This is a genomic window from Barrientosiimonas humi (assembly GCF_006716095.1).
GTDB classification, from domain to species: Bacteria; Actinomycetota; Actinomycetes; order Actinomycetales; family Dermatophilaceae; genus Barrientosiimonas; species Barrientosiimonas humi.
Map to the genome: position 1 here is coordinate 543,284 of NZ_VFOK01000001.1, position 22,758 is coordinate 566,041.

21 protein-coding genes are annotated in these 22,758 nt (G+C 73.6%); 11 read left to right on the top strand and 10 right to left on the bottom strand.

Features of this window, described 5'->3' with window-relative positions; genetic code table 11:
* Position 1 precedes the first annotated feature (1 nt).
* Positions 2-271: a hypothetical protein gene (locus FB554_RS02640; protein WP_142004508.1), complete on the top strand. Its 270-nt coding sequence runs from the start codon at positions 2-4 to the stop codon at positions 269-271.
* Positions 272-282: 11 nt separating this feature from the next.
* On the opposite strand, the gene FB554_RS02645 is transcribed toward FB554_RS02640, so the two are convergent.
* The 5 genes from FB554_RS02645 to FB554_RS02665 all read right to left on the bottom strand — a co-directional run bounded on the left by FB554_RS02645 (position 283) and on the right by FB554_RS02665 (position 7,328).
* The gene (locus FB554_RS02645) at positions 283-873 is read right to left on the bottom strand and encodes a TetR/AcrR family transcriptional regulator (RefSeq protein WP_142004509.1); all 591 of its coding nucleotides are present in this window, start codon (positions 871-873) and stop codon (positions 283-285) included.
* Entirely contained in the window at positions 870-1,604 is a 735-nt protein-coding gene (locus FB554_RS02650; RefSeq protein WP_142004510.1) for an ABC transporter permease, read from the bottom strand. Before FB554_RS02650 ends, FB554_RS02645 begins: the two co-directional genes overlap by 4 nt.
* Entirely contained in the window at positions 1,601-2,344 is a 744-nt protein-coding gene (locus FB554_RS02655) for an ABC transporter ATP-binding protein (RefSeq protein ID WP_142004511.1), read from the bottom strand. The genes FB554_RS02650 and FB554_RS02655 overlap by 4 nt, the downstream gene beginning before the upstream one ends.
* Positions 2,345-2,495: 151 nt before the next feature.
* Positions 2,496-5,261: an FHA domain-containing protein gene (locus FB554_RS02660; protein ID WP_170206758.1), complete on the bottom strand. Its 2,766-nt coding sequence runs from the start codon at positions 5,259-5,261 to the stop codon at positions 2,496-2,498.
* Positions 5,262-5,363: 102 nt separating this feature from the next.
* On the bottom strand, positions 5,364-7,328 hold the full coding sequence (locus tag FB554_RS02665; RefSeq protein WP_142004513.1) for an FHA domain-containing protein: 1,965 nt from the start codon (positions 7,326-7,328) through the stop codon (positions 5,364-5,366).
* A gap of 106 nt (positions 7,329-7,434) precedes the next feature.
* On the opposite strand from FB554_RS02665, the gene FB554_RS02670 reads away from it, so the two are divergent.
* The 6 genes from FB554_RS02670 to FB554_RS02695 all read left to right on the top strand — a co-directional run bounded on the left by FB554_RS02670 (position 7,435) and on the right by FB554_RS02695 (position 14,277).
* A complete protein-coding gene (locus FB554_RS02670; RefSeq protein WP_142004514.1) occupies positions 7,435-8,829 on the top strand; it encodes an NAD(P)/FAD-dependent oxidoreductase in 1,395 nt (464 codons plus the stop codon).
* A gap of 37 nt (positions 8,830-8,866) precedes the next feature.
* Positions 8,867-10,141, top strand: a complete 1,275-nt coding sequence (locus tag FB554_RS02675) for a M16 family metallopeptidase (protein ID WP_142004515.1) — start codon at positions 8,867-8,869, stop codon at positions 10,139-10,141.
* Entirely contained in the window at positions 10,141-11,484 is a 1,344-nt protein-coding gene (locus FB554_RS02680) for a M16 family metallopeptidase (protein WP_142004516.1), read from the top strand. The genes FB554_RS02675 and FB554_RS02680 overlap by 1 nt, the downstream gene beginning before the upstream one ends.
* Positions 11,485-11,711: 227 nt before the next feature.
* A complete protein-coding gene (locus FB554_RS02685) occupies positions 11,712-12,305 on the top strand; it encodes an excalibur calcium-binding domain-containing protein (protein ID WP_236022234.1) in 594 nt (197 codons plus the stop codon).
* Positions 12,306-12,376: 71 nt separating this feature from the next.
* Complete coding sequence (locus tag FB554_RS02690) at positions 12,377-12,991, top strand: ArsR/SmtB family transcription factor (protein ID WP_142004517.1); 615 nt, start codon at positions 12,377-12,379, stop codon at positions 12,989-12,991.
* Positions 12,988-14,277, top strand: a complete 1,290-nt coding sequence (locus FB554_RS02695; RefSeq protein ID WP_142004518.1) for an MFS transporter — start codon at positions 12,988-12,990, stop codon at positions 14,275-14,277. Before FB554_RS02690 ends, FB554_RS02695 begins: the two co-directional genes overlap by 4 nt.
* Before the next feature lie 171 nt (positions 14,278-14,448).
* Here the strand turns inward: FB554_RS02695 and gabT are convergent, their stop codons facing one another.
* Both gabT and FB554_RS02705 read right to left on the bottom strand, forming a co-directional pair.
* Complete coding sequence (gabT, locus tag FB554_RS02700; protein ID WP_142004519.1) at positions 14,449-15,789, bottom strand: 4-aminobutyrate--2-oxoglutarate transaminase; 1,341 nt, start codon at positions 15,787-15,789, stop codon at positions 14,449-14,451.
* A gap of 69 nt (positions 15,790-15,858) precedes the next feature.
* Complete coding sequence (locus FB554_RS02705; RefSeq protein WP_236022235.1) at positions 15,859-16,656, bottom strand: inositol monophosphatase family protein; 798 nt, start codon at positions 16,654-16,656, stop codon at positions 15,859-15,861.
* A gap of 216 nt (positions 16,657-16,872) precedes the next feature.
* Between FB554_RS02705 and FB554_RS02710 the strand changes: the two genes are divergently transcribed.
* Positions 16,873-18,054, top strand: coding sequence for an inorganic phosphate transporter (locus tag FB554_RS02710; RefSeq protein WP_142004521.1), 1,182 nt, complete (start codon positions 16,873-16,875; stop codon positions 18,052-18,054).
* 49 nt (positions 18,055-18,103) lie between these two features.
* Positions 18,104-18,301 (top strand): hypothetical protein, encoded by a 198-nt coding sequence (locus FB554_RS02715; protein WP_142004522.1) that lies wholly within the window; start codon positions 18,104-18,106, stop codon positions 18,299-18,301.
* 2 nt (positions 18,302-18,303) lie between these two features.
* On the opposite strand, the gene rsgA is transcribed toward FB554_RS02715, so the two are convergent.
* From rsgA to FB554_RS02730, 3 genes are read right to left on the bottom strand one after another with little or no spacing between them, the layout of a single operon-like run.
* On the bottom strand, positions 18,304-19,305 hold the full coding sequence (rsgA, locus tag FB554_RS02720) for a ribosome small subunit-dependent GTPase A (RefSeq protein WP_142004523.1): 1,002 nt from the start codon (positions 19,303-19,305) through the stop codon (positions 18,304-18,306).
* A 7-nt stretch (positions 19,306-19,312) separates the two neighbouring features.
* Positions 19,313-20,614 carry a 3-phosphoshikimate 1-carboxyvinyltransferase gene (gene aroA / locus FB554_RS02725; RefSeq protein WP_142004524.1) on the bottom strand — a complete coding sequence of 434 codons (1,302 nt, stop codon included), beginning with the start codon at positions 20,612-20,614 and terminating at the stop codon, positions 19,313-19,315.
* Positions 20,611-21,129: a DoxX family protein gene (locus FB554_RS02730; RefSeq protein ID WP_142004525.1), complete on the bottom strand. Its 519-nt coding sequence runs from the start codon at positions 21,127-21,129 to the stop codon at positions 20,611-20,613. The genes aroA and FB554_RS02730 overlap by 4 nt, the downstream gene beginning before the upstream one ends.
* A gap of 102 nt (positions 21,130-21,231) precedes the next feature.
* Between FB554_RS02730 and FB554_RS02735 the strand changes: the two genes are divergently transcribed.
* Together FB554_RS02735 and FB554_RS02740 are read left to right on the top strand one after the other, a co-directional pair.
* A complete protein-coding gene (locus tag FB554_RS02735; RefSeq protein ID WP_142004526.1) occupies positions 21,232-22,074 on the top strand; it encodes an SOS response-associated peptidase in 843 nt (280 codons plus the stop codon).
* Complete coding sequence (locus FB554_RS02740; RefSeq protein ID WP_142004527.1) at positions 22,071-22,703, top strand: alpha/beta hydrolase family protein; 633 nt, start codon at positions 22,071-22,073, stop codon at positions 22,701-22,703. The genes FB554_RS02735 and FB554_RS02740 overlap by 4 nt, the downstream gene beginning before the upstream one ends.
* Positions 22,704-22,758: the final 55 nt, after the last annotated feature.

Sequence of the window (22,758 nt, forward strand, 5' to 3'; positions counted from 1 at the left end):
CATGGTCTTCGGTGGAGCGGATCGTCGGCGGATCGAGCGGCTGGAACGGCAGCTGCGCGAGCAGCACCGGCTGCTGCTGGCGATGGCGGAGCGGCTGGGCGTCGACCCGCGCGAGCTGGACGACCCGTTCGCCCCGTCCCGAGACGTGCGCCGGCTGGTCGAGGAGGGGCAGACGATCGGGGCGATCAAGCAGCACCGCCAGGACACCGGCGTCGGCCTCGCGGAGGCCAAGGAGGCGGTGGAGGCCTACGCCCGCTCGCGCGGGGAGTAGGCGCCGGCCGGTCAGTCGGGCAGCGGGCCGGTGAGCAGCCGGTCGACGTTCGGGCCGAGCGCCGCGACCACCTCGTCGACGGTCAGGCGGGTGAGCGGCTCCAGGCGGATGACCTGACGCAGCAGGATGATCCCCGCGATCTGGGTGAACGCCAGCGGGAGCCGCCGGTCGGCGTCGCCGGACATCTGCTCGACGCGCTCGTGCAGCTGGGGGAGCACCAGGCCCTGCAGCATGTCGCGCACCAGCGACTCGTCACCTGCGATGGCCGAGCGGAACGACGCCTCGAGCCCGGCGGCGCCGGGGGAGGACCACACGGTGAGCACGGCCCGCAGCACGCCGCTGCCCAGCTGCTCGTCGGGCACGTCGGCGACGGCGGCGAGCACGTCGGCCGGGTCGTGGGGCAGGGCGATCGCGGCGACGAACAGGCCGCGCTTGTTGTCGAAGTAGTGGCTGATCAGTGCGACGTCGACCCCGGCCTCGGTCGCGATCGCGCGCAGCGAGGTCTGCTGAAAACCCTTCTGGGCGAACAGTTCTCGGGCGGCGGTGAGGATCCGCTCGCGCGCGTCGGACGCGCCGGGCGGTCGCCCTCCCCGCGGGCTCATCGGGTCTTTCGCGGCATCGACACGGCAGCCAGGGTAAGGGCGACGAGGGCGAACCCGGCGAGCACCAGCGCGTCACGGACGGCGTCGGCGGACGGGTCGGTCTGCGAGCCGACCGCGCGCAGGCCCTCGACGGCGTACGACAGCGGCAGCACGTTCGCGGCCCACTGCAGCAGCTGCGGCATCGACTCGCGCCCGACCAGGAGCCCGCACAGGAACAGCTGCGGCACGATCACCAACGGCATGAACTGCACCGCCTGGAACTCGGTGCGGGCGAAGGCCGAGGCCAGCAGGCCCATCGCGACGCCCACGGCGGCCGACGCCGCCGCGATGAGCAGCAGCCACCCGACCGGTCCGCGGGTCTGGACCCCGAGCAGCCACCGGCTGACGGCCCACAGCACGGTCGCCTGCAGGATCGCCATCAATGTGAACGCGACGGCGTAGCCGAGCAGCAGGTCGGCCCGGTGCATGGGGGTGGTGAGGAGCCGTTCGAGCGTGCCGGACGTACGCTCGCGCAGCATCGCCACGCTCGTCACCAGGAACATCACGACCATGGGCAGGATGCCGAGCATGGTGACGGCGAGGCGGTCGAAGATCGGGGCGCCGTCGTAGACCCACCACAGCAGCGACAGCAGCAGCGCGGGCACGACGAGGATCAGCGCGACGGTGCGGTGGTCGGCGCGCAGCTGGTCGAGCACGCGGCGGGTGGTGGCCAGGGTGATGCGGGGGTTCATGCCGGTTCTCCTTGGGCCTCGCGGGTGTCTTGCTCGCGGATGATGCGCAGGAACGCCTCGTCGGGGGTGGCCGCGCCGGTGCGCTGCAGCAGCTCGGCGGGGGTCAGCTGGGTCAGGAGCCGCCCCTCGCGCATGAGCAGCAGGCTGTCGCAGCGTGACGCCTCGTCCATCACGTGGCTCGAGACGAGCAGCGTGACGCCGCGGTCGGCGAGCCCGCGGAAGTGGGCCCACAGCGACTCGCGGGTGACCGGGTCCAGCCCGACGGTCGGCTCGTCGAGCACCAGCAGCTGCGGGTCCCCGACGAGCGCGCACGCCAGCGACGCCCGGCTCGCCTGCCCGCCGGACAGTCGCTCGACGCGCTGGTCGGCCTGGTCGGTGAGGCCCACGGCGTCGACGGCCTCGGCGACCTCGCGCGCGTCCGCACCCTGCAGCGCGGCGAAGTAGCGCACGTTCTGCGCCACTGTGAGGTCGCGGTAGACGCTCACCGCCTGGGTGACGTAGCCGATCTGCCGGCGCAGCTCGGGTGCGCCCGGCTCGCGGTCCAGCACGCGCGCCCGGCCGGACTCGATGCGCTGCACGCCGACCAGCGCTCGCAGCAGCGTGGTCTTGCCGCACCCGGACGGACCGAGCAGCCCGACCACCGCACCCTCCGGGACCGAGAACGACAGGTCGCGCAGCACGCGCCGCCCGCCCCGGCGTACGCACAGCCCCGCTACTTCAACAGCCGTTGAACTCAACATGTGTTGAATATGCACCCGGGGCGGATGCCCTGTCAAGGAGGGGCGGCCCAGTTACGGCAGGGGCGGCCCGGTTAACAAAGGGGCCGCCCCTCCCTGGTGGGAGGGGCGGCCAGGCCTGAGCCGATGCGTGCGTACGCCGTCGCGGGCTGGGTCAGTCGTCCTCGCGGTTGATCCGCCACAGCGTGCAGGCGGCCATGACCAGCCCGATCAGGGCGAGCATGCCGAGCGCCAGCAGCAGCATCGACGGGGTGTGCTGCCACAGCGGGTCGTCGGCGTCGCCGAAGATCTTGTTCTGGCCGGGGTTGTCGGGGTCGGGCCGGGTGAAGATCTCGCGGATGTTGACCACGGCGGCCGAGCCGGCGTAGCCCCAGCGCGACGGGGTGATCCAGGACAGCTGCTCCAGCACCGGCCGGCCGGTGACCGGGAACAGGCCGCCGCACAGCACCAGCTGCGCCATGACCGACACCACGAGCAGCGGCATGACCTGCTCGGAGGTCTTCACGAACGAGCTCATCAGCAGGCCCAGCGACACGGCGCTGAACGCGGTGAACCAGCAGACGATGATCAGCTCGAGCGTCGGGGAGCCGAGCAGGATCGCGTCGGCGGGCTTCTCCTTGACCAGCAGCACGAGGCCGACCAGCAGCGCGCTCTGAATGAGCGTGAGCAGCCCGAAGATGACCAGCTTGCCCCACAGATAGGCCTGTGAGGAGAGCCCGACTGCCTTCTCGCGCAAGAAGATTGCGCGTTCGCTGACCAGCTCGCGCACGCTCGCGGCGGTGCCCATGAAGATCGCTCCGACGATGAGCACCACGAGGATCTGCAGCGGTTCGCTCGCGATGACCGTCGGCTGGCCGTTCGCGTCGGTGGCCGGCTGCGGGCCGAGGCCGAAGCTGCCCGGCACCACCATCGTGATGACCGCGAGCACGACCGGCATCAGCAGCATGAACGCGGCGTAGCCCTTGTCGGCGAGGATCACCTTCAGGTGTCGTCGGGCCAGGGTCGACAGCTGCGAGGGGATCGACTGCTGGCGCGGCGGCTTCTCGGGCGGGCCGGTGTGCGGACGCGGGGCGCGCAGCGGCGCCGACACCTGCTCCTCCATCAGCGGCGAGTCGCGGAAGCGCAGCTTGACGCCCTCGGGGTCGCGCGCCACGGCGGTGAACACGTCGGCGTGGTCGCTGGCGCCGAAGAAGCGCAGCAGCCCGTCCGGCGGGCCGAAGTAGGCGACCTTGCCGCCCGGGGCGAGCAGCAGCACCTTGTCGCAGACGCCCAGGTTGGCGACCGAGTGGGTGATGACCACGACCGTGCGTCCGCCGTCGGCCAGGTCGCGCAGCGTGCGCATGACCTGCTTGTCCAGCCCCGGGTCCAGACCCGAGGTCGGCTCGTCGAGGAACAGCAGCGACGGGCGGGTCAGCAGCTCCAGCGCGACCGAGGTGCGCTTGCGCTGACCGCCGGAGAGCTTGTCGACGCGGGTGTCGGCGTGCGGGGCCAGGTCGAGCTCGGCCATGACCTCGTCGACCCGCTGGTCGCGCAGGTGGGCGTCGAGGTCGTCGGGGAAGCGGAGCTCGGCGGCGTAGCGCAGCGCCTGCTTGACCGTGAGCTGACGGTGCACCACGTCGTCCTGCGGCACGACGCCGATGCGGTGGCGCAGGTCCTGGTAGTTCTCGTAGAGGTCTCGTCCGTCGTAGTAGACCTCGCCCTCGGTCGCCTGCTGCGACCCGGTGAGCGCCTTGAGCAGCGTCGACTTGCCGGCGCCGGACGGGCCGATCACCGCGAGCAGGCTGGAGCCGTCGAGCGCGAACGTCACGTCGTCGAGCAGCACCTTGCCGTTGCCGAGCTTGAAGGTGAGGTGGTTGGCGACGAAGTTGACGTCGCCCTCGTCGACGCTGGCGACGAGCTGGCCGTGGCGGACGGTGAACCGGGAGTGGCCGACCGCGAGCAGCCCGCCCTCGCCGAGGAAGGCGTGGTCGACCTTCTGACCGTTGACGTAGGTGCCGTTGCGGCTGTCGAGGTCCTGCACGTCGAACCCGCCGGGGCGCGGGGTGAGGCGCACGTGCTGCCGCGAGGCGAGCAGGTCGTCGACGACGATCTGGTTCTCCAGGCCGCGGCCGATCGTGAGCACCTGACCGCCCGCGGTGCCGGTGGTCGCGGTGGGCATGACCTGCGGCACCTGGCCGGTGACCGTGGCGTGGCCGCCGCCCTGGTCGGCCGAGATCGGACCGCTCGGCAGCGTCCAGCGCTCGAAGACCACGCCCGCGTGCTGGCCCGGCGCGTCGGGCACGGTCGCCGCGGGGCGGTGCTGCGGCAGCGGCTGGCTGACCCGCGACGACGCGGCCTGCTGCGGAGCGGCCTTCGGCGCGGCTGTCTGCGGTGCCTGGGCCGGCTGCGCGGGGGTGGGCCGGGCAGGAGCAGCTGCCCCCGGGCGTACGTCGGTGGGGTCGGCGACCGCGGGTGCGGGGCGACCTGCCCGGCCGGGGAGCGGACCGCTCGGGTGCCCGTTGCCCGGGCGCGCACCGCCCGGCTGCGCGCCGCCCGGCTGCGCGCCGCCCTGTCGCGGAGTGCCCTGCTGCGGACGCGGCGCCGACCCGCCCGGCATCACCTGCGCCCGGACCTGCGGGCCGTCGGCGGCACCCAGCCGCAGCGAACCGCCCTGGCCGATCGGCGCCGGTGACTGCGGGGCGATGCGCCGGGCACCGACGTACGTGCCGTTGCTGCTGCCGAGGTCGACGACCACCCAGGCGCCGCCCTCGTGGCGCACCTCGGCGTGCCGCCGGGAGACGCGCGAGTCGACGACCGTGAGGTCGCACCCGCGGTCACGACCGATGACGAACCGTTGACCCGGGCTGACCGTGCTGGCGCGACCGTCGAAGACCAGTCGCAGGCTCGTGGGCTCGGCCGGTCCGTTCGTCGGCTGGGTCATAGGCGTACTCCGTGACGGTCGTCGGTGCATACGGGCGCGGCACGAGGTGGCCCCCCTCGCCCGTCAGGGTAGCCGTGCAGCGTCCCGGAGTCGCTGTGCCTGTCAGATGCTGACGAGCCAGCCGTCGCGGACCTCGAACGTCGAGGCGCCGATGCCGATGCGGTCGCCCTCGTGCAGGTGCGTGCGCTCGATGCGTCGACCGTTGACGAAGGTGCCGTTGCGGCTGCCGAGGTCCTCGATGACCAGGCCCTCGTCGTCGACCGTGATGCGCACGTGCTGGCGCGAGACCAGCATGTCGTCGAGCACGATCGAGTTGGTGCGGCCGCGGCCGATAGTCAGCGCCTCGTCGGCCGGCTCCTCGCCCGTCGGGGGCTCGCTGACCGCCGGGGTCACCTGGGTCGGCAGCTCCTCGGCCTCCTCGCCGGGGGCCGCCCCGCCGGGAGTCCCTGCCCCCTCCGGCTGCTGGGGCTCGGGCTGCTGCGGCTCGGGACGGTTCCAGTCCTGCTGCGCGGGCGCGGCGGCCGGGGCGTCCTGCCGCTGACCCCACTCGGGCGCGGCCTCGCGGGCCACCGGCTGCTGGGCCGCCGGCTCGGACGGCTGCTGACCCCACGCGGGAGGCGCGGACTCCTCGCGCTGGGGCGGGGCGTACGAGCTCGGATGGTCGGTCTGCTGACCCCAGGCCGGCGCCGACTCGCGGGCCTCGGGCTGCTGCGCCGCCCGCTGCTCGGGTGCCTGCTGGCCCCACGGCGGGGCGTCGGCCTGCGGGCGCGACTCCGGCTCGCGGGCCTCGGGCTCGCGGACCTGCGGCTCCTGCCGGGCCGGCTGCTCGGGCGCCTGCTGACCCCAGGCCGGGGCAGCGGACTCCTCGCGCGCTGGCGGGGCGTACGAGCTCGGCTGGTCGGCCTGCTGACCCCAGGCGGGAGCCTCGGGCTGCTGCGCCGGCTGCTCGGGCGCCTGCTGACCCCACGCCGGGGGAGCGGACTCCTCGCGCTGGGGCGGGGCGTACGAGCCCGGCTGGTCGGCCTGCTGACCCCAGGCCGGAGCCTCGGGAGCCGCGGACTGGGCCGGCTCCTGCGCGGCCGGCGCCTCGTCCTGGTTCCAGGAGTGGGCGGGCGGGGCCTCCTGCTGCGGGGCGCTCGCGGCGGGCGGCGCCTGCGCACCCCACGACGGCGCAGCGTCCTCGCGACGGGCCTCGGGCGCGGCGAAACCCTCGTCCTGCCGGGCGGCGAAGGGCTCGCCCTGGCTCTCGCCGTACGTCTGCGCGGGCCGGCCGCCACCGCCGGACTCCTCGCGGGGAGCGTCGACCTGCTGCGGCGACTCGGACTGCCACCCGACCTCGGACGGCGTGGCGCCGCGGCCCGGGGCCTCGTCGGCGACGTCGGCGCGCTCGTCCTGCCGGCCCTGCCAGCCGACGGGGGAGCCGGGCTGACCCGGCGCCTCGGCCGGGGCCGCCTGCTCGCGCGGCGGCGCGTAGGACTCGGCGGTCGAGGCCGACGGGCCCGCCCACGCGTTGCGACCCTGCGCGGGCTCGGAGCCCTGCTGGTCGAAGCCCTGCCGGTCGGAGCCCTGCTGGTCGAAGCCCTGCTGGTCGAAGCCCTGCTGGTCGGAACCCTGCTGCTCGAAGCCCTGCGGCGCCGCCGGCTGCCCGGGCGCCTGCTGCCCCCACGACGGAGCGCCCTGCGACCGAGCGTCCTGCGAGGGGGCGCCGTAGGCGGCGCCCGACCCGCCCTGCTGGGCGGGCGACGGCTGCGCGGGCGACTGCTCTCCGGCGCCGCCACGACCCCGGGCCGACGGGCCCTGCCACGCGCTCACCCCGCCACGGCCCTGGCGCGGACCACGCACGATGGCGGCGGCGCCGTCGGACTGGCCCTGGGCGTACGACGACCGACCCTGCGACTCCTGCACCACCTGCTCGTGGTCGTAGACCTGCGTCGGCGAGCCCTGCGGCTGGCCGGGCGCGCCGTAGGGCTGCGTGGTGTAGGGCGGCTGGGCGGCGTACGGGTCCTGGCCCCCGGACTGGTGGGGGCCGCCCTGGGGTCGGCCCTGCTCATCGTGCGGCTGCGACATCTGCTCTCCAAGCCTCGGCGAGGTCACGCGGGTCGTGCTCGGCCGACAGCGTATCGCCGGACAAGATCACATCCGCGGGCTCCGGGCGCGGCACTACGCTCGGTCCATGAGCAGCACGACCACGAACCCACGCTCCCCGCACCGCGTGGTGATCATCGGCTCGGGCTTCGGGGGCCTCTTCGCGGCGCGAGCGCTGCGCAAGGCGCGCGACGTCAAGATCACCCTCGTGTCGGCGACGACCCATCACCTCTTCCAGCCCCTGCTCTACCAGGTGGCGACCGGCATCCTGTCCGAAGGACTGATCGCCCCGGCAACCCGCGAGGTGCTCGCGCGGCAGGAGAACGTCGAGGTCGTCTTCGGCAAGGTCACCGACATCGACCTGGCCCGGCGCACCGTCACCGCCAAGGCGCTCGACGAGACCCAGACGTACGACTACGACTCGCTGATCGTCGCCGCCGGCGCCGGGCAGAGCTACTTCGGCAACGACGAGTTCGCGCGGCACGCGCCCGGCATGAAGAGCATCGACGACGCCCTCGAGCTGCGCGGCCGCATCTTCGGCGTCTTCGAGCTCGCCGAGCTGGCTGCCGCGGCCGGACGGGCCGACGACGTGCGCAAGCTGATGACGTTCGTCGTCGTCGGCGCCGGCCCGACCGGCGTCGAGATGGCCGGGCAGATCAGCGAGCTGTCGCGCCGCACGCTGCGCCGCGACTTCCGCAACATCGACCCCACCTCGGCGCGCATCATCCTGCTCGACGCCGCCCCGGCCGTGCTCAGCGCGTTCGGCGACCGGCTCGGCAACAAGGCGACCGAGCGGCTCAAGAAGATGGGCGTCGAGGTCGAGCTGGGTGCCAAGGTCGTCGGGGTCGACGCGACCGGAATCGAGGTCGAGGACGCCGGCGGCGCCCACCGGCGCATCGACGCCATCTGCAAGGTGTGGGCGGCCGGTGTCTCGGCCAGCCCGCTGGGCAAGCAGCTCGCCGAGCAGTCCGGCGCGCAGCTCGACCGGGCCGGGCGCATCAAGGTCGAGGACGACCTGACGCTGCCGGGCCACCCCGAGGTGTTCGTCGTCGGCGACATGATCTCGCTGAAGGACTACCCCGGGGTCGCGCAGCTGGCGATCCAGGGCGGTCGCTACGCCGCCCGCGCCATCCGGCGCCGGCTGTCGGGGGAGAAGCCGCAGGGCCCGTTCGAGTACTTCGACAAGGGCTCGATGGCGACCATCTCGCGGTTCAGCGCGGTGGCCAGCATCGGCAAGCTGCGCTTCTCCGGCTTCGTCGCCTGGGTGCTGTGGCTCGGGGTGCACCTCGTCTACATCATCGGCTTCAAGAGCCGGGTCACGACGCTGCTGCACTGGGCCGTCGCGTTCCTCGGCCGGGCGCGCGGCGAGCGCACGTCCACCGAGCAGCAGATCTTCGCGCGGCTCGCGCTGGAGCGGCTCGGTGACGACTTCACCCCGTCGGTGAACATGGGCGTGCGCGAGGACCAGCGCGACCCCGCCTGACCGAGCCGGCCCCGAGGGGCTCACCTAGGGTGCTGGCATGCCGCTGGACTACCCGATCGCCGAGCGGACGCTGCCCAACGGGCTCCGGGTGATCGTCTCGCCGGACCACACGGTGCCGGCCGTGACGGTCAACCTCTGGGTCGACGTCGGGTCGCGTCACGAGCCGGAGGGCAAGACCGGCTTCGCCCACCTCTTCGAGCACCTGATGTTCCAGGGCTCGCGCAACGTCGCCGAGGGGGAGCACTTCGCCCGGCTGATGGCCGAGGGCGCCCGGCTCAACGCGACGACGTGGTTCGACCGGACGAACTACTTCGAGACGGTGCCGACCGGCGCGCTGGAGCTGGCGCTGTGGATGGAGGCCGACCGGCACGGGCACCTGCTCGACGCGGTCAACCAGGCCAACCTCGACAACCAGCGCGACGTGGTCAAGGAGGAGCGCCGCCAGCGCTACGACAACCGGCCCTACGGCGACGCCCTCGAGCGGCTCTACGCCGCGGTCTTCCCCGAGGGCCACCCCTACCACCACTCGACCATCGGCTCGATGGCCGACCTCGAGGCGGCGTCGCTGGCCGACGTGCACGCCTTCTTCACCGAGCACTACGGCCCGAACAACACCGTGCTCACGCTCGTCGGTGACGTCACGGCAGACGACGGATTCGCAGCGGTGGAGCGCTATTTCGGCGACCTGCCCGCCTCGGCCGCGCCCCGCCGCGGCCCCGTCGAGCCGTTGCCGCCGCTCGAGGCGCCGGTGCGCGTCGACGTCGACGACGACGTCCCGACGCACCGGCTCTACCTCGCCTGGCGCCTGCCGGTCGCGCACACCCCCGAGTTCTGGGCGGCGGAGCTGGCCTTCGACCTGCTCGCCGGGCTCGCGACGTCGCGGCTCTACCGCCGGCTCGTACGCCGGGAGCAGGTCGCGAACTCGGTGTCGCGCAGCGCGTTCGGGCTGGTCGACGGAGTCTCCCTGGGGCTGCTCGTCGTCGACGTCGCCGAGGACGCCGACCCCGACGCCGTCGAGCGGGAGGTGCTGGAGGAGGTCGCGCGGCTCGGAGAGGAGCTGCCCACCGAGGTCGAGATGGAGACGCTGCACCACGAGACCGAGCGGTGGTGGCTGAGCGCGATGGCCGGCCAGGAGGAGCGGGCCGACACCATCAGCCAGTACGCCCTGCTGCACGACGACCCGCAGATCGTGAACACGTTCGTCGACCGCACGCGCGCCGTGACCCCGGAGCAGATCCGCGACGTGAGCCGCGCGTGGCTGCGGCCCGAGTCGCGCGCCGTCGTCGCCTACCGGCCGCGGAAGGAGTCCTGATGCTGCCGCGCCCGATCCCGAAAGAGCCTGCGCCGTGGGCGTTTCCGACACCGCAGGAGCGTGCGCTCGACAACGGCGCCCGGCTGCTCGTCTACCCCGTCCCGGGGCAGCACGTCATCTCGACGCGGGTCGTGATCCCGGCCCCGCTGTCGAGCGAGCCGCGCGACCGTGAGGGCGTCGCCACCCTGGTGAGCCGCACCATGGACGAGGGCACCGAGCAGCGCACGGGCGAGGAGATGGCCGAGCTGCTGGAGCGCAACGGGGTCGGCCTCGCGGCGGCGGCCACCGAGGGCGGCATCGTGATGGAGGTCGACGCCACGCGCCCGCAGCTGAGCACCGGCCTCGAGCTGCTGACCGAGTGCCTGTCGCAGCCGGTGTTCGACCAGGGCGAGGTGCGCCGTCACCAGCGGCAGCGCCTGGCCGACATCGAGCAGGCGCTGGCGCGTCCGGCAAGCCGCGCCGCTCTTGAGTGGATCGCGACGAAGTACGCCCCCGCCGCCCGCGCCTCGCGGCCATCCGGCGGCGGGGCCGAGACGGTCGCCGCCATCACGCGCGACGACCTCGCCGCGTTCCACCGCGACCACGTCGGGCCGCGCGGGGCGACGGTGGTGGTCGCCGGCGACATCGACGTGGACGAGGCGACCGCCGACGTCGCCCGCACGCTCGGCTCGTGGGGCGCCGAGTCTGGTTCTGCCGCAACAGAACCCGCCGACAACCCCACGGCGGCCGACGCCGCGCGCATCGTGTTCGTCGACCGCCCCGGATCGGTGCAGACGGAGATCTACCTGGGGGCGTCCGGTCCCAGCCGTCGGGTGCCCGGAGGTTGGGCGCCCTACCCGGCGCTGGCGTACCTGCTCGGGGGGTCACCCTCCTCGCGCATCGACGCGCTGCTGCGCGAGGAGAAGGGCTACACCTACGGCATGCGCGCGACGTTCCGGCCGCGGCTGCGCGGGGGAGAGGTGCTGGTCTCGGGGTCGGTGCGCGGTGACGTGACCGCCGAGTCGCTCGACCTGCTGCTCGGCGTGCTCGACGGCGCCGCCGCCGACGGCTTCACGGCCGAGGAGGTCAAGGCCGCGGTCGACTTCGTCGGCAAGACCGCGCCGGCGCGCTACGCCACCGCCGACGTCATCGCCGACGAGGCGGCCCACCTCGCCTTCGACGGTCTCGGGACGAGCTTCGTCACCGACTACCTCGAGGGTCTGCGGTCGCTGGATCCCCAGCGGCTGCAACGTGATTGGGCTGCGGTGGCCCACGACTGGACGGTCGTGCTGGTCGGTGACGCCGACGCCGCGGCCGAGCAGGTCCGCGCGCTCGGACGCGGCGACGTCACCGTCGTCTCCTGACGACGGCGGCCCACGAACCACGACGGCGGCCCAGAAGTTATCTGTGCCGCCGTCGTACTTTCTGTGCCGCCGTCGTCGACGGCGCCGGGTGGGTGACGGGCTCACCCTGAGGGACCGGTCTGCGGCGTTCGCGGGACGGGCGGGCGCTGGCGGCGCTTGACTGCGGTCCAGCGACGGCAGCCCCAGCCGTTCGAGAGGTCAGCGCCGCGGCGCGGAGAGGCCTGGACGTGAGCGACGACGACACCCGCCCCCTGCCGCGACCGCCCGGGTTCGACCAGGGGCAGCAGCCGGTTCCGCCGTACCCCGGCGCCGGTCAGGAGCAGCCGATCCCGCCGTACGCCGACGGGCAGCCTCCTGAGCGCAAGGTCGCCAAGCCGTTGCTCGGGTGCGGTTGTCTCGGCGTCGTCGGCCTCCTGCTGCTCGGCGGGTGCATGGCCCTGCTGGGCGTGGGCGACGACGATCCGGCCGAGGATCCGCCGTCGAGCTCGACCACCCCCGTGGTCACGAGCACGGTGACGGTGACCGAGAGGACGACCGAGAGCGAGACACCGGAGCCGACCTCCGAGACGTCCGAGCCCGAACCCACCGAGGACCAGCCGTCACCCACCACGGAGCCGGAGCCCGAGCCCGAGCCAAGTCCTGAGCCCGAGCCCAGCGCCCCGGCGCCGTTCGTCGACCCGCCGGAGGAGGGCGGCGGGGCGTACTACAGCAGCTGTGCGGAGGCGAGAGCGGCGAACGCCGCGCCGCTGTACGCCGGGCAGCCCGGATACCGGCGCGGACTGGATCGCGACGGCGACGGGGTGGCCTGCGAGAGCGGCTGAGCCGGCCAGGGGATTCCGCAGTTCGCAAAGAAATGTTTGCAAACAAGTCTTTGTAGTCTTACGGTTCGAGCATGGCGAAACGTGAGGAACGAGAGCTCAGCACCGTCCGGCCCGACGCGACCGCGCTGAAGGCGCTGGCCCACCCGGCACGGCTGCGGATGCTCGGCATGCTGCGCACCGACGGCCCGGCCACCGCCAGCCAGCTCGCGGAGCGGATGGGTCTGAACTCGGGTGCGACGAGCTATCACCTGCGCCAGCTCGAGCAGTACGGCTTCGTCAAGGAGGACTCCGCGCGCGGCAACAAGCGCGACCGGTGGTGGCGCGCGGCGCACCAGAGCACGCGAACCCGCCCCGGTGATTACGACGACCTGGACGACCGGGCAGCCTACGCCGCGTACCGGCGCACCGTCGTCGGCCAGCACGTGGCTACGATGCAGTCGGCGGCGGCCGAGTTCGATGACCTGCCGCGCGAGTGGGCCGAGGCCTCGACCGAGAGCGACTGGAGCATCTGGCTGACGCCCGAGCAGTCCCGCGAGGTGGTCCGCAAGCTCGGTGAGGTGCTCGAGGAGGCGATGGACCTCGAGGCTCCCGAGGGGGAGCGTCCCGCCGACGCCGAGATCTTTAGCCTGCTGCTGCACGCGTTCCCGGCGCCCGGCCGTGTTGCCCAGCCAGGTGATGAGTCATGAGCAACCGCAAGCCGATTGCCGCACTGATCACCGCCGAGGCCTTCTCGATCACGGGGACCCGGCTCTCGATGATCGCCATCCCTTGGCTCGTGCTCACGACTACCGAAGACCCCGTCCTGACCGGCGTGGTCGCCTTCGCCGAGATGCTGCCGTATGTCGTCGTGAAGGCGCTCAGCGGTCCGGTGGTCGACCGGCTCGGCGCGCGCCGCATCGCGGTCGCCGGGGACGTGCTGTCGGTGCCCGCGCTGCTGCTGGTCCCGCTGCTGCACCTGGCAGGTGTGCTGAGCGTGTGGGTGATTCTCCCCGTGGTTGCGCTGCTGGGCGGGCTGCGCGGCCCGGCCGACAGCGCGAAGTACGCCCTTGTGCCGGACCTCGCCGAGCTGGGCGCCGTCCCCCTGGAGCGAGTCACCGGCCTGAGCAGCGCGGTGGAAAGGTTCGGCTCTACCGCAGGCGCCGCGCTCGCTGGAGCGTTAGTCGTCCTTGTTGGCCCGGTCAACGCGCTCGGGGTCAACGCCGCGGCGGTAACCGTCTCGGCCGTGCTCCTCGCCTGGGGCGTGCCCCGCCCGAGCCCGGCGTCGTCGACCGAGCCCACCCCGACGTACGCCGGTGACCGGGTGGCCGCCTACGTCGCCGAGCTCCGCGAGGGCTGGACCTTTCTGCGCCGCGACGCCGTGCTCGTGGGGATCACCACGATGGTCGCGCTGACCAACCTTCTCGAACAGGCGTACGCCGCGCTGCTGGTGCCGGTGTGGGCGAAGGAGACCGGCAGCGGTGCGGCCGCGGTGGGACTCGTCTTCGCGGTGTTCTCCGGGTTCTCCATCCTGGGTGCGCTGCTTGCCTCCGCGTGGGCCGACCGCCTGCCGCGGCTGCCGGTCTACGTCGTGGCGTTCGTGCTGACCGGAATCCCGCGCTACTTCGTGCTCGCGTTCGACGCGCCCGCATGGCTGCTGCTGAGCACGCTCGCCGTCGGGGGTTTCGCGGCGGGGTTCATCAACCCGATCATCGGCGCGGTGGTCTTCGAGCGCATCCCCAAGGCGCTGCGCGGCAGGGTCAGCTCGCTCAGCACCGCGCTGTGCTGGTCCCTGATCCCGTTCGGCGGGCTGCTGGGCGGCGGGCTCGTGGCGACCGTCGGCCTGCGCGCGGCCCTTGTCAGCATCGGCGTCGCCTACCTGTTCGTCACGCTGATGCCGTTGGTGCGCAAGAGCTTTCGCGAGTTCGGACAGCGTCCGACGGGACCCCGGCCCGAGCACCCGGTCGACGCCCCGCGCGCCCCCGTCTCCGCCTGACGACGGCGGCCCACGAACCACGACGGCGGCACAGAAGTTATCTGTGCCGCCGTCGTACTTTCTGTGCCGCCGTCGACGATGCCGGGCGGGTGAGCCTGCGAGCCCGGCCGGAGGAGGAGACGCGGCAAGACAACACAGCCTGTGCCGCCGTCGACGATGCCGGCCGGGCGGTCAGCCCTTCGGCGACAACGCGTCCGCGAGCACGTCGAGCCCCTCGCGCAGCAGGTCGTCGCTGATCACCAGCGGGGGCAGCAGGCGCAGCACGTTGCCGTACGTCCCGCACGTCAGCGCGATCACGCCCTGCTCGTGGCAGCGCTTGGCGGCGGCGGCGGTGAGCTCGGCGTCGGGCTCCTTGGTGCCGGGCTTGACGACCTCGACGGCCATCATCGCGCCGCGGCCGCGCACGTCGCCGATGGCCGGGTTGGTGGCCTGCAGCTCGCGCAGCCGGTCGCCGATGATCGTCTCGATCTCGCGCGCGCGGCCGGCGAGGTCCTCGGCCTCCATGGTCTCGATCGCCCCGAGCGCCGCGGCGCACGCGACCGGGTTGCCGCCGTAGGTGCCGCCCAGGCCGCCGCCGTGCACGGCGTCCATCAGCTCGGCGCGACCGGTGACCGCCGCGAGCGGCAGACCGCCCGCGATGCCCTTGGCCGTGGTCACCAGGTCGGGCACGACGTCCTCGTGGTCGCTGGCGAACCAGGCGCCGGTGCGGCAGAAGCCGCTCTGCACCTCGTCGGCGATGAACACGATGCCGTTGTCCTTGCACCACGCCGCGAGGGCCGACAGGAAGCCCGGCGCCGGCACGATGAAGCCACCCTCGCCCTGGATCGGCTCGATGATGACCGCGGCGATCTGGTCGGCGCCGATCGCCTTGTCCGCCGCGAGGATCGCGCGCTGCGCGGCCTGCTCACCGGTCATCCCCTCCGGGTCGCGGAAGGGGTAGGACGTCGGCACCCGGTAGACGTCGCTGGCGAACGGTCCGAACCCCTTCTTGTAGGGCATCGCCTTCGCGGTCAGCGCCATCGTGAGGTTGGTGCGCCCGTGGTAGGCGTGGTCGACCGCGACGACCGCCTGGCGGCCGGTGGCGTAGCGCGCGATCTTGACGGCGTTCTCGACCGCCTCGGCGCCGGAGTTGAACAGCGCCGACTTCTTGGCGTGGTCGCCGGGGGTGACCTCGGCGAGCTTCTCGCAGACGTCGACGTAGCCCTCGTACGGCGTGACCATGAAGCAGGTGTGCGTGCTCTCGCCGACCTGCTGACGTACGCCCTCCACGACGCGCGGAGCGGCCGACCCCACGCTCGTGACGGCGATGCCGGAGCCCAGGTCGATCAGCCGGTTGCCGTCGACGTCCTCGACGATCCCGCCGCCGGCGCGGGCGACGTACACGGGCATGACCGAGCCGACGCCTGCGGCGACGGCGGCGCTGCGCCGCTCGGCGAGCTCGCGGGACCTGGGCCCGGGAAGTTCGGTGACCAGCTCACGACGCTGGGGGATCTCGGTGCTGACGGCAGTCATGACTGGCTCCTTCGGTGTGCACGTCATCGGGCGACACCGCCATCATGGCAGTCTTTCGAAACCGAAGTGTCAGCCGGCCGCATCCTGGGAGCCGAGGCGGCCCAGCAGCTCCTCGTGCAGCAGGCCGTTGCTCGACAGCGCGTTGCCCGACCAGATCCCGTCGCGCCCGTCGAGTCCGGTGAACCGGCCGCCGGCCTCGGTGACGATCGGCGCGAGGGCGGCCATGTCGTGCACCGCGAGCTCGGCCTCGGGCGCGGCGTCGACGGCGCCCTCGGCGACGAGCATGTGCGACCAGAAGTCGCCGTACGCCCGCACCCGCCAGGCGTCCGCGACCAGCTGCTGCACCTGCTCGCCGCGGCCGATCCGGTCGAAGTCGCGCACGTCGCCGAAGCTGATCGACGCGTCGGCGACGGTGCGCACCTGGGAGACCGAGATGCGCCGCGCGCGGGTGAGCGTGCGGCCGGTCCAGGCGCCCGAGCCCTGCGCGGCCCACCAGCGCCGCTGCAGCGCAGGCGCCGACACCAGCCCCAGCACCGGCTCGCCGTCGACGACCAGGCCGATCAGCGTGGCCCACACCGGGACGCCGCGCACGAAGTTCTTGGTGCCGTCGATCGGGTCGATGATCCACTGCCGCGGACCGTGGCCGGTGGACTCCAGCTCCTCGCCCACCACGGCGTCGCGCGGTCGGGTGCGCTTCAGCTGGGCGCGCAGCAGCTCCTCGGCCGCGGTGTCGGCGTCGGACACCGGCGTGAGGTCGGGCTTGGTCTCGACCACGAGGTCGTCGGCGAGGAAGCGCCCCGTCGTCGTGGGCTCGACCGCATCGGCCAGGACGTGCGCCAGGCGCAGGTCGTCGTCGTACGAGGGCACGGGCCGACCGTAGCCGACCGGACCCGCCGGGCCGGGGACGTCGGAGCCGCTGCGTGGGCGTCGCGACCGCCCGGTCGGCCCCCGCTCGGCCGGGTCGGTGGGGGCCGAGATGCAGAGGACACCCATGAATGTTCACGCTGCGTACGTCTGTGGTTTCCTTGATCCGTCGCGCCTGCCAGGGGTGCGAATCCCCGAACCCGGAAGTGTCCGCGCTGCATGCTCTCGGCCACGTTGCTGATCGTCGCCATCGTCGTGATCGTCGCGCTCGTCTTCGACTTCACCAACGGTTTCCACGACGCCGCGAACGCGATGGCGACCTCCGTCGCGACGGGCGCGCTGACTCCCCGCCGGGCCGTCGCGCTGGCCGCGGTGCTCAACGTCGTCGGGGCCTTCCTGTCGACCGAGGTCGCCAAGACCATCAGCGGCGGCATGGTCGACGACAGCTTCGTCACCCCCGAGATGGTGCTGGCCGGGCTGTGCGGCGCGATCCTGTGGAACCTGCTGACCTGGCTGCTCGGCCTGCCCTCGAGCTCCTCGCACGCCCTGTTCGGCGGGCTCATCGGTGCGGTGCTGGTGGGAGCCGGCGCCTCGGGCGTGCACTGGCCGGTGATCGTCTCCAAGATCCTGCTGCCCGCCGTGGTCGCCCCGGTCGTCGCCGGCCTGGCCGCGGCGCTCGCGACCCGCGCGGCCTACCGCGTGATGCGCGGCGCCGACCGCGAGGGCGGGGCACGCATGTTCCGGGCGGGGCAGACCGTGTCGGCGTCGTTCGTGGCGCTCGCGCACGGCACCTCCGACGGGCAGAAGACCATGGGCGTCATCACGCTGGTGCTCGTCACCGGCGGCTACCAGGCCAGCGGCACCGGACCGCACCTGTGGGTCATCGTCGCCGCGGGCCTCGCGATCGGCCTCGGCACCTACTCCGGCGGCTGGCGCATCATGCGCACGATGGGCAAGGGCCTGGTCGAGATCCAGTCGCCGCAGGGCTTCGCCGCCGAGACCTCCTCCAGCGTCGCGATCCTCGCCTCCTCGCACATGGGCTTCGGCCTCTCGACGACGCACGTCGCCTCCGGCTCGATCCTCGGGTCGGGGCTCGGCCGCGGCACCGAGGTGCGGTGGGGGACCGCCCGGCGGATGGCGTACGCCTGGGCGCTGACCCTCCCCGCGGCCGGCGCCGTCGGGGCGCTCGCCGCCCTGCTGACCCGGCTCGGCACCGGCGGTTCGCTGCTGGTCGTCGTCATCCTCGCGGTGTTCTCGGCGATCATCTGGCGGGTGAGCCGCCGCGCGGCCGTGTCGCACGCCAACGTCAACGAGCAGTCCGACGTGGTCGTCCTGGCCCGTCCGGGGGCCGACTCGGTCGCCGACCTGCCCGAGCCCGAGACCGCCACCAGCCGCCGCTGACCGCCCGAGACTGACCGAGGAGACCCCGATCGACATCGACTGGCAGGCGTTGCTCGACGTCGCGCTCACCACGGTGGTGGGAGCGGTGCTGATCGTCGTGCTGTTCGCCGTCTCGACCCGGTTGCTGGTGAGCGACGCGGCCGAGCGCTCGCGCGGGGTGCGCACGGCCGCGTGGCTGGGCTACGCGGTGGTCGCGGCCGCCGCGGCGTTCGGGATCTGGCTGATCGTGCCGTACTTCCGCGGCTGAGCTCAGTCCCCGCCCGTACGCGATCGCAGGAGTCGGCGCAGCGACTCCAGCCGTGCCTCGCCCGCCGGGCCGGCGTGGCCGGCGGCGACATAGGCGTCCAGACCGCAGTCGTCCTCGTCGTGGGTGCAGCCGCGCGGGCAGTCGACGGTGCCCGGCTCGAGGTCGGGGAACAGGTGCACGATCCGCCCGGGGTCGACGTGCGCCAGCCCGAACGAGCGCACCCCCGGGGTGTCGACCACCCAGCCGCCCTCGGGCAGCTCCAGGGCGACCGCCGACGTCGAGGTGTGCCGGCCGCGCCCGGTCACGGCGTTCACGTCGCCCGTGGCCCGCGCCGCGTCGGGCACCAGCGCGTTGACCAGGGTGGACTTGCCGACACCCGAGTGCCCGACGAGCACGCTGACCCGCCCGTCCAGCCGTTGGCGTACGTCATCCAGGCCGACGACCTGCCCGTCGACGACCCGGGTGACGACCCAGGGGACGTCGAGAGGGGCGTAGCGGCCGAGGAAGCCCTCGGGGTCGACCAGGTCGGCCTTGGTGAGCACGAGCAGCGGGTCCATGCCGGCGTCGTAGGCCGCGACCAGGCAGCGGTCGACCATGCGCGGCCGCGGCTCGGGGTCGGCGAGGGCGGTGACGATCGCCAGCTGGTCGGCGTTGGCCACCAGCACCCGCTCGACGGGGTCGGTGTCGTCGGCGGTGCGGCGCAGCAGGGTGCTGCGCTCCTCGACCCGCACGATGCGCGCGAGGCTGCCCTCGGCGCCGGTGGTGTCGCCGACCAGCGCCACCCGGTCGCCGACGACGATGCTGGTGCGGCCGAGCTCGCGGGCGCGCATGGCGGTGACCAGCCGATCGTCGACGAGCACGGTCCAGCGGCCGCGGTCGACGGCGACGACCATGCCGACGACGGCGTCGAGGTGGGCGGGCCGGTCCTTGGTGCGGGGGCGGCTGCCGCGCCGGTTCGGCCGCACGCGGACGTCGGACTCGTCATAGACCCGACGACCGCTCACGCCTGCCTCACCCGACCCCGGCCAGCTGCTCCCACAACCGCGGGAAGGCGGGCAGGGTCTTGCCGGTGGTCTCGACGTTCTCGATGACCAGCCCGGGCACCCGCAGACCGAGCACGGCGGCGGCCATGGCCATCCGGTGGTCGGCGTACGTGCGGAACAGGTCGCCGTGCAGCGGCCGGGGCCGGATGGTGAGCCCGTCCTCGGTCTCGCTCACGTCGCCGCCGAGCCGGTTGAGCTCGGTGGCGAGGGCGGCGAGCCGGTCGGTCTCGTGCCCGCGCAGGTGCGCGATGCCGCGCAGGTGCGAGGGGGAGTCGGCCAGGGCTGCGAGCGCGGCGACCACGGGGGTGAGCTCGCCGACGTCGTGCAGGTCGATGTCGATGCCGACGATCTCGCCGGTGCCGGAGACGGTGAGTCCGTCGCGGGTCAGGGCGACGTCGGCGCCCATCGCGTCGAGGATGTCGCGGATCGCGTCGCCCGCCTGGGTGGTGAACTGCGGCCAGGCCGGCACCCGCACGGTCCCGCCCGCGACGAGCGCGGCGGCGACGAACGGCGCGGCGTTGGACAGGTCGGGCTCGACCTCGACGTCGAGGGAGTGGATCTCGCCGGGCTCGACGACCCAGGTGTTGGCGTCGGTGTCGTCGACCATGACGCCGGCGTCGCGCAGCACCTCGACGGTCATGTCGATGTGCGGCTGCGAGGGCAGCGGCTTGCCGTCGTGGATGACGCGCACGCCCTGCTCGAACCGGGCGCCCGCGAGCAGCAGCGCCGAGACGAACTGCGAGCTGGCCGAGGCGTCGAATCGCACCGACCCGCCGGGCACCGTCCCGACGCCCTGGACGGTGAACGGCATGCCGTCGCGACCCTCGTCGTCGATCTGTACGCCCAGCGTCCGGAGCGCTCCGAGCACCGGACCCATGGGCCGGGTGCGGGCGTGCGGGTCGCCGTCGAAGTGCACCGGCCCGTCGGCCAGGCCGGCGACGGGCGGCAGGAAGCGCATCACCGTGCCGGCGAGGCCGCAGTCGACCTGGGTCGGACCGCGCAGCGGGGCCGGGGTCACGAGCCAGCCGTCGTCGGTGTCCTCGATGACGGTGCCGAGGGAGCGCAGCGCCTGCGCCATCAGCAGCGTGTCGCGCGAGCGCAGCGGCCGCCGCAGCAGGCTCTCGTCGCCGGCCAGCGCGGCCAGCACGAGGAAGCGGTTGGTGAGGGACTTGCTGCCCGGCACCGTGACCGTGGCGTCGATGGGCCCGTCGGCGACGGGCGCCGGCCAGTCGGTGGTCACGGTGCCGGGGTGGGTATGAGCAGAACTCAAGGCAGTGAATTTCCTGCCTGACGGGCCAGCAGCTTGGCCTCGCGGCGCGCGCTGCGGGCGGCCCGACGGGCGCTGCGGCCGGTCTCGGCGGCACCGGCCGCCGCGCGCCAGCGCAGGCTGGGCTTGCCCTCGGTGTCGACCGCGGCCAGGATCACGCCGCCGAGGATGGCGACGTTGCGCAGGAAGTTCGCCTTCTTCTGAGCCTTGACCTTCGGGTCGGACTCGGCCCAGAACGCCTGGTGCACATAGGTGCTCGGCGCGAGGGCGCCGGCGAGCAGGGCCGACGCCGGGCGCGGGAAGCGGCCGGTCGCGAGCAGGGCGCCGCCGGAGAGCTGGGCCGCGCCGCTCGTGCGGACGACCAGCTCGGGGTTGTTCGGCAGGCCGGTCTGCTGGGCGGCCATCTCGACGAACGGGGCCGCCTCGGCCGCAGCCTCCTGCGGCTTGCGCAGCCGGTTGAGACCTTCGACGATGAAGTACGACGCGAGCATCGGCCGGGCCAGACGCCGGATCAGCATGTGCGCTCCTCGGGTTGGGGCGTGTCAACGGATGCGACCTACGTTATGCGGTCCCGGGCGCGGCGGCGAGGGGAGCCGGGGGTCGCTCGTAGGCTGATCGGCATGTGTGGTCGTTATGCCGCGAGCGCGAGCCCCGACGACCTCGTCGAGGAGTTCGAGGTCGACGAGGAGCGCCTGCACGAGATCACCCGCAGCGTGCTGAAGTCGCCGCAGTCGCCGCCCGCCGGCACGCCCGACTACAACATGGCCCCCACCAAGCAGGCGCCCGTCGTGCTCACCCGCGCCCCGCGCGAGGACCGCGAGGCCCCGCCGCAGCGCCAGCTGCGGCTGCTCACCTGGGGTCTGGTGCCCGCGTGGGCCAAGGACCCCAAGGTCGGGCTGCGGATGATCAACGCGCGCTCCGAGACGCTGCTCGACAAGGGCGCGTTCGTCAAGGCCGCGGTCGCGCGGCGCTGCCTGGTGCCCGCCGACGGGTGGTACGAGTGGCAGGTCAGCCCGACCGCCCTCGACGCCAAGGGCAAACCGCGCAAGCAGCCGTTCTTCGTGCACCGGGCCGACGGCGACCGGCTGGCCTTCGCGGGGCTCTACGAGTTCTGGCGCGGCCGCTCGCTCGCCGACGACGACCCGGACGCCTGGCTGGCCTCGTTCACCATCGTCACCACGGCCGCCGAGCCGGGCCTGGACCGGATCCACGACCGGCAGCCGGTCGTGCTCGACCGTGACCGCTGGGCCGACTGGCTCGACCCGGCGACCACGGACCCCGACGAGGTGCGGGCGCTGCTCGCCGACGCACCCACGGGGCGCTTCGAGGCGTGGCCGGTCGGGCGGGGCGTCGGGTCGGGTCGCAGCAACGGCCCAGGCCTGGTCGAGCCGGTCGCCGAGTCCGAGCTCGAAGGGGTCGTCGACCCCGAGACGGGTGAGATCCTCGGGGGCGAGTTCCGTTGAGCGTCAAGGAGATCGAGACGCCGGTCGGTCTCGCCCGCGCGCACGTGCAGCGGGCGCGCGAACCCCGCGGGTCGATCGTGCTGAGTCACGGCGCAGGCGGCGGCATCGAGGCCAAGGACCTGCAGGCGCTCACCGCACTCGTCGACGACGGGTGGACGTACGTCCTCGTCGAGCAGCCCTGGCGCGTCGCCGGCAAGAAGCTGGCCCCGCGCCCGCCCGTGCTCGACCAGGCGTGGCTGCCGATCGTGGCCGCCCTGACCAGCGGCCGCTGGGCGCTGCCGCGGCCGCTGATCCAGGGCGGTCGCTCCGCCGGCGCGCGCGTCGCGTGCCGCACGGCGACCGAGGTCGGCGCCGACGCCGTGCTCGCGCTCTCCTTCCCGCTCCACCCGCCCGGCAAGCCGGAGAAGTCGCGGGCCTTCGAGGCGCAGCTGGTGCTCGACGCCGGGCTGCCGCTCGGCGTCGTGCAGGGGGAGCGCGACCCGTTCGGCACACCCGACGACGTCCGCGCCGCACTGGGGGCGCAGGCCCAGGTCTTCGCCGCGCGCGGCGACCACAGCTTCAGTCGGCACCCCGACGACGTGCTCGCGGCCGTCCGTGACTGGCTCGGCGGCCTGCCCGCCCATGCCTGACCGCCGGCCCCCACCCCCTCCCGGGTGGGAATGTGCGCCACCCCGGTGCCGTTGC